This window comes from Algibacter mikhailovii (assembly GCF_014651495.1).
In the GTDB taxonomy this organism is placed as follows: Bacteria; Bacteroidota; Bacteroidia; order Flavobacteriales; family Flavobacteriaceae; genus Algibacter_E; species Algibacter_E mikhailovii.
Window position 1 is genome coordinate 1 of sequence record NZ_BMWZ01000015.1, and the last position, 7,058, is coordinate 7,058.

General features: G+C 33.6%; 5 protein-coding genes. All 5 read right to left on the reverse strand.

Annotated elements, in window-relative coordinates; translation table 11 throughout:
• Positions 1-1,241: DUF885 family protein (locus IE051_RS18090; protein ID WP_189362829.1), on the reverse strand; the 1,241-nt coding region annotated here is incomplete at its 3' end.
• 103 nt (positions 1,242-1,344) lie between these two features.
• The gene (locus IE051_RS18095) at positions 1,345-2,460 is read right to left on the reverse strand and encodes an alpha/beta hydrolase (protein WP_189362830.1); all 1,116 of its coding nucleotides are present in this window, start codon (positions 2,458-2,460) and stop codon (positions 1,345-1,347) included.
• Between the two features lie 174 nt (positions 2,461-2,634).
• A complete protein-coding gene (locus tag IE051_RS18100) occupies positions 2,635-3,270 on the reverse strand; it encodes a DUF3885 domain-containing protein (RefSeq protein ID WP_229796867.1) in 636 nt (211 codons plus the stop codon).
• 647 nt (positions 3,271-3,917) lie between these two features.
• Positions 3,918-6,614, reverse strand: coding sequence for a choice-of-anchor tandem repeat GloVer-containing protein (locus tag IE051_RS18105; protein ID WP_189362831.1), 2,697 nt, complete (start codon positions 6,612-6,614; stop codon positions 3,918-3,920).
• Positions 6,615-6,871: 257 nt separating this feature from the next.
• Positions 6,872-7,058, reverse strand: a 187-nt coding sequence (locus IE051_RS18110) for an integrase core domain-containing protein (RefSeq protein ID WP_189362832.1), incomplete at its 5' end; no start/stop codon positions are given.

Genomic DNA, 7,058 nt, shown 5'->3' on the forward strand with positions numbered 1-7,058 from the left:
CCTATTTGCAAATGATGACCTGGATATGCCTCATGTGCATTTCTAATTTCACTCTGACCAAATATTTCTGAATTGGGATGATTCAAGTTAATGCGAAAATAGGCAGGTGTGTTGCTAGTTGCCATTTCATATCTGGCTGAACCTTTTTCATGAGCTTCATAAGGGTAAATTTCAACATCTGAAGATGGTAAAGAAGAAAACCAATTGGCACATTCCAATTTAGCTGTTTTAAGAAATTGCTCATTATAGGTGAGCATGTCTCCACTATTTTTAAAATATTGGGTACTATCGGATTTACTTTTCTTTATTACTTCAGTAAAATCACTTGTTTGATAAATATTTTGCCCTAATTCAATTACCTCTGCCTTATTTTGGCCAACTACTTTTAGCCCTAATTCATGGATTTCATCAGCTGTCATTTCAGTTGAAGTCCAATACCTTATATAGGCTTGATAGCATTCGCTCCCATTGGGAATATTCACAATAGAGACTTCTTCTCTTGCTTGATCGTAATACTCCTCTTTTAAATAGTTTTGATAAACGTGTATGGCCGGTAGGACTCTCTCCTGAATGAGAATTGTCCAATCATCTTTAAAAGTTTTTGAAGTCGCTCTCTTAGCTGGTGCAATCAATGGTGACTTATCTATTGGGTATTCCAAAATAGTTTGAATTTGATCTATTACCACAGCTACAATCTCCTTGGGCATTGTGTAGCCTTGCTCAATTCCTGATTTTAGATTGGTAATCTCGTTATCTATAAATCTCGGAAAGTAGTTCCATCGAATTAAAACCTGAGATTTATTGCTCTCTGTTATGACAGGTTGTTTTCTTGCCATGTTGAGCCAAGTGTTTTGCCATCCGGTCATATGGCTTATTTGCCAGAGGTATTGCTTGCAAATTCGAAACTCTATCTGTGACTCTAATTTTTCTTTTAGCGTCCAATATGTGATTTTATCCTTAGCTAATGTAATCTTCGATTGATCAATTTTTTGAAATTCAGAATACAAGCTATCTTCATAATTTTGCCATTCTAATATTTCATTTACATCATTCATTGGGTGCCCATCATGACGCTCAATGTCAATTCCATATGAATAAGCGTCCTCTGGATGCGTTGACAAAAACGCTTTAAGGTAAGAATCTGCCAGTAAATTCAAATTTGTGATTGTGTTTATATTGTTTTGATTTTTTGAACAAGCCAATAAGAGCCCACATATAAGTACGATTACAGTATATTTCATATTCGAATAATTTACCTACAACAGTTACGTGTAAAAAAGCACTAGCCTTTAGATTTAGGATTAAACTTAAGCATTATTTTTATACTATGTTACCAAATGTTTATTACTTGATTTTCTTTAATGTAATTGGTGCATCATTATATTCAGTTGATAAACCTATTATACCTCCTTTATCATTTTTGTTAAAATCAAAGGGTATATAGGTTCCCCAAATGGAAAATTCACCCTCAGCTATCGCATATATGGGAATATTGACGAATCCGTCAAATTCCTTAATGGCTAAATGCCCATCATTGATTGTAATTGAGATTGATTTTCCAGGTGCTAACTCATAATTCCCCGTATATTTTAATAGTTTTTTTTCATCTACCTTAATAGGTGTTATTTTGTAACTGTGCAAAATGCCCTTGGCATAAGCTATTGATTTTGTACTACTATGAGCAAAACCTTCTACAACGCTAAATTTAAAATTCAAACCAGCATATTTTCTAGATTCGATTTGTTTCGCCATTTTATTGTGGCGTTCAACATCATCAAGAGAGCCGCTTATTAGAATTACATTAGCATTTAATTTCTTATTATCTTTAAAATAGTTTTCCTCAAAAGTATAAGACAATTCACTATCATACCAAAAAGAAGGATTACAAATGATATAATTATTAAATGAATCAGTATAATTAAATAGCATATAATTGGTAAAAAGGCCACCAAAAGAATTACCTGCTAAAGTTCTTCTATTATCCGATGCTCGATATTCCTTTTCTACAAATGGGATAATTTCAGTGCGTAAAACTGAGGCAAATAATTTAGCATTCCCACTATTTTTTCTCTCTGGAATTACTGTTGGGGTCAAATCATTCGTTCTCAATGATGAATAATTGGGGTTTTCGCCTGCATAAGAAATTCCTACTACGATCAGTTCTGGTATTAATCGGTCACTATTCAGGAATTTTTGTGAGGAAACCATACTTGTAAAATCCCATTGTGCATCTAATATATATAAAACGGGATATCTATGATTAATATCCTCATCATAATTCTTAGGTAGGCTTATATACAGTTTATAGTTTTTATTATTGAGTTTTGATTCTAAAAATCTAGTCTCATTCCCTGTATTTATGCCCTTATAACGTGATTCGTCTATTTCTTTTTTTTCTTGAGCACTACTAAAAGAATAAATGGTAAGACAAAAAATAAGCATTATAACAGTTCGCAACATTTTTATTTAGTTTAAGAGTTATACAAATATTTGGTAACGTGCTTGTATCAGAATAGTGCGTAGTTTGTGTGCGAGGATTTTCCGAAGGAAAATCAGAAGCTAGCAAACAAAGCAACTAACATTGGTTTAGGGTAAAACTAGCAATTTTTTATATAGGGTGTTGGCAATAGTGATTTATTCAAATTGTTTTTCCATTACTTCTCTTTGAGATTCAACAATCCATTTGTCAAATTTCAATAAGTTCAATTTCAAATCATCTGTTTCGTTACTAAACATTAAACAACCTCTGTCATCATACATCCAAAACCATTTTTTAGTTTTCGGTTGAAAAAAGTACACTAATTGATGAATTGTTGGTGAAAATCCCATCACTGTATTTGCAATTCCGTTGAATATTTCTTGATAATTAATTCCGTTTCTTTCTAATTTACAAATTGTTAATTTTCCTTTAATTCGCTCAATATTGTCTTCGTCATCAAAATATCTAGTTGCAAGATTTTTCTCAAACTGTTGAGTTTGTATATTTTCTGATCTTAATAATTCATAAATGTGATTTGGCGTTTCAGCAAACATATCGTCTCCAAAATCATAAATAATTATGTATAATACAGAATCTTTTTCAAAATGGTTCTCAAACAGTTCAGACGCACGTTTTGTTGCTTGTTTTACACGTTCTTTTGTTCCGTTGTTAAAAGTGTCTCCTAATTCAAATCTCAAATAAAATTTCAGTCCACGTTCAATTGTATTGAAATCTGTTAATTCAATATTTGAGCCTAAATAGTTTAATTCTTGTTCGAGTTTTTCTTTCATTATTGCCAACGGTTTGTATATGGTTAGTAGGGCAGTAGAAAGTGATGAGCTTCAGGATTTGGAGGTGTTTTTAAATGGCATAGAACTTTCCTTAACCTCCTAACGCACTATTTGCTATATACCGTGTTGTACACCGTATTATTATTTCATCTTTATCACATTTCTATGATTCTCATAACCTTTATTCTCTGGGTTTTACAGATTAATCATGTTTTTCAATCCTGTAGCGAAAATTCCCCAATCTTGTTACTTTGCTAGTTCATTTAATTTGAGCAATCTGTATTCTCCATACAAACTCAATATTTTATTATTTACCATTTCACCATCGGTAAAGAAATTAAAGGAAAAGACTTTTCTATTAATTTCTCGGTAATTTTAGTCCATTAAGAATAACATCAAATGAGTTTTCGAGAATTCCTGTAAAGTTTATTGGTTCGAGTTTGTCTTAATTTATTTCTTCGATTGAGCTTTAATTTCTTTGGAGTTAAATAATACAATATCCCAACTCATTTTTTCAATATAAATTATAAGGTCAGTCAAGTCTTTTGTTAAAAAATAAAATGCAGAAAGTTAAAATAGTGGCAAACACCAATGCTGGATAAATGTTTATGAAAGACCTCTTTCTGTCTAGATTAGCTGATATTACATTAAAGTAGAATGATTTTCCTAAAGAATATCCCAGATTTATTCAAAATGCGGATGAGGTATGTGCCTGTCGATAGCTCGCAAATATCTAATTCAGAGTTTGTAGGAGTTATGAAAAAAGATTTAATTATTTGCCCACTGATAGATATAATATCTACTGAAACATTTTCAGTAATTCCATTTATGGAGAAGGTTCCGGATGAAGGGTTAGGGTAGAGTGTTATTCCATGAATTGATTGAGTCTCTTCGGCAACGGCTAAAGTAGAACCTACGTTTACAGAAATTTCTTTTTCTAAAATACTATTATCACCGTTTTCTATGGTTACTTTAATTGTAGTATTTCCCACTGATTTCCCATCAAAAATAACTGAATCATTCTCTTGTGTCAATTCTAACACATCAGAATCTTCGACTGTCCAATTTATAGAGTAGCAAGTTGCATTGGCCGGATAGATGTTCTGTATAAAAGCTGAATCTGATTCGTTAATAAGGATATTTGAACTGTTAGTAGATACATGAAAACTTTCTACTGCAATCACTGTTTGGTTACTAATTGTCACTACAAATATGCCACTTAGAAAATTAGTCCCTTCAGTAGGAGTAGCAGCGATATAGACTGTTCCATTACTTACTGCAGTAATTAAACCATTTTGGTCGATAGTAGCTACTCCACTGTTTGTTGTAGTCCATTCTAAGTTTTGTACAGTAGCATTTTCTGGTAAAATGGTAGCTGTCAATTGCAATGTACCCTTACAGGTTGTTATCATATCCGATTCTGCATTGATTATAATTGATTCAATTTCTACGTAAGGAATTTGATTAGTAATAGTTATTTCTTTTGAACCAATAACCCCTGAGCCATCATATGCTTCAGCGTATACAGTTACAGTCCCATCTAATAATGCTTGTAATAGACCATCTTCCGAAATAGTTGCAATGCTTTCGTCAGAGACATTCCAGTATACATCAGTATTTGAAGAATTAGATGGGGTGACGATAGCTAGCATTTGTAGAGTTCCATCTTCTGTATCAATTATGTCAGCGGCAGAATTTACATCAATAGAAGTTATTTTTGAATTAATAAGAACAACTTTCGTGGCAATAATACCTGTGCCATCACTGGAAAGAGCTGTTACGGTTACTTGTCCTGTATTTAGGGCTGTAATAATTCCATCGGAAGATATCTCAGCTATGGATTCGTCTGATATACTCCAAGTTACATTTTGATTGGTAACGTTCGAAGGAGAAAAATCAGTACCAAGCTGTAATGTTTGTCCAATGCTATTGATTACGTTGGTTTCAGATGTTATAGTGATAGTTTCTGTTAAAATTTCTGGGATATTTCCATCTTGATTAGTGACTGTGACAGTTGTTTCGTCAGATATTCCTAAACCATAATTAGCAGTTGCACTAATTGTTACTACTCCATTTTTTTGAGCGGTTAAAACTCCGTCAGAAGATATCGTAGCAATCGATGGGTCACTTGATGTCCAAAGTAAATCTTGCTCCATTGCAAGGGTTGGTAATATCTCTGGGCGGAAAGTGATTTGACCATCATCCGTAGTAATAGTGCTGTCTTTTGGGAATAATGTCAAGTCTGTAATTGTCCTTTCTCCAACCACAAGCAGGATTGATGCTACAGTATGAGCATCATCAAGACTTACTAGTGTTTCGGTTGAAGAACCAGTAGATGGGTTATACATAAAAATTTTACCTAGTCCATCGCCCGTTCCTCCGTATCGGGTGGTAGAATAGATATTGCCATCATAACCTTCAGTTGGGGAGTTTGTTAGTACTCCATCGGTCTCACTGCGGCAAGTGTATACATTAGTAGTTGTTTTTGTGACCGGGTCAAATTCGAAAAGAGAACCAAAACGAAGAGGTCCACCAAAAACAGCTGTTCCATAGATTTTACCGGAAGAGGCCATGATAAGCCCTCCATTTAGACCTGAAAAGTCTCCAGAGAGAGTAGCGACTATTTCTAAAGTATTTGTTTTTAAATCAAATGTGAATATTATTTCTTCTGACAACGAAGTTCCGTAGAGTACGTTATCATCCGTTAAAAGTAAAGTAGGGTTGCATCTACCAATTGTACCGCTAAAACTATGCAGCTCTGAATAAATCCCTGTGTTCATGTCAAGCTTGAATATTCGACCATAATTTCCTAAAGAATTACCAATACCATATAATACATTAGATTCAACTTCAATTAGATATCCTTCAGCACTCACAAAAGCTGAATCGGAGAAACTGTGTACAATTTCCATACTTCTATTCGATGGATTAAATTCGAAAATGACCCCACTACCAGAATTTCCGTATCCATAAAAGTTTCCGTTAGCAGCTAACACTAACTCACCTTGTGGATGCATTCCAACTTCAAAATGATGAAGCACCTCAAAGTCATTGTTTTCTGGATTGATTGAATATAAAACCCCAGCATCAGACGCCCCCCCAAACGCAGTTACACCATAAAGCAAACCATCATTCCCTTTTACCAATCCCGCATACAAGGACCTTCCTGTTGTTGTGCCATTAAATTCGTGAACAATTTCATAATTACTACCATCAGGATCCAGTTTGTAAATAAACCCTGCGTCATTTGCTCCACCTCTGAAGGCAGTTCCCCAAATGGCTGAGTGTTGAGCTAGTAGGACGTTGTAGAAGAATAGTGTTGATATAAAGACAATTATTTTCATGAAACAAATATAGATAAAAAAAAAAGTGAAATTTTCTTTATGTAACCAACGTGAATCTATGGTTTTACTTCAAATATGATATTTAAATAAAGGTTAGGTGCAAAAAGAAAGTAAGCTATCTGTTTTTTATTCAGTTCTTTAAGCGATTCAGGAGAATTTGTATCAATCATCCAATTTTGACAATGAATTTGAGGTTCTATGCAGAATCTCTTTTTAATGTCTCGTCCTAAAATACGTCTACAGGTTATTGATTAAAATTAGGCTGCATTTAGGTGCACGTTATTAGGTATTTTATAGTCTAAAGATAAATGTAATCTTTTAGAGTTATATAATTTAATAGCATTTTTGGTTGCTCTTTTGGCCTCTTCCATACTAGCAAAGGTTTGGTCGAGATAAAATTCATCTTTTAGTATTCCATTTACACGTTCTGCTAGTGCGTTTTCA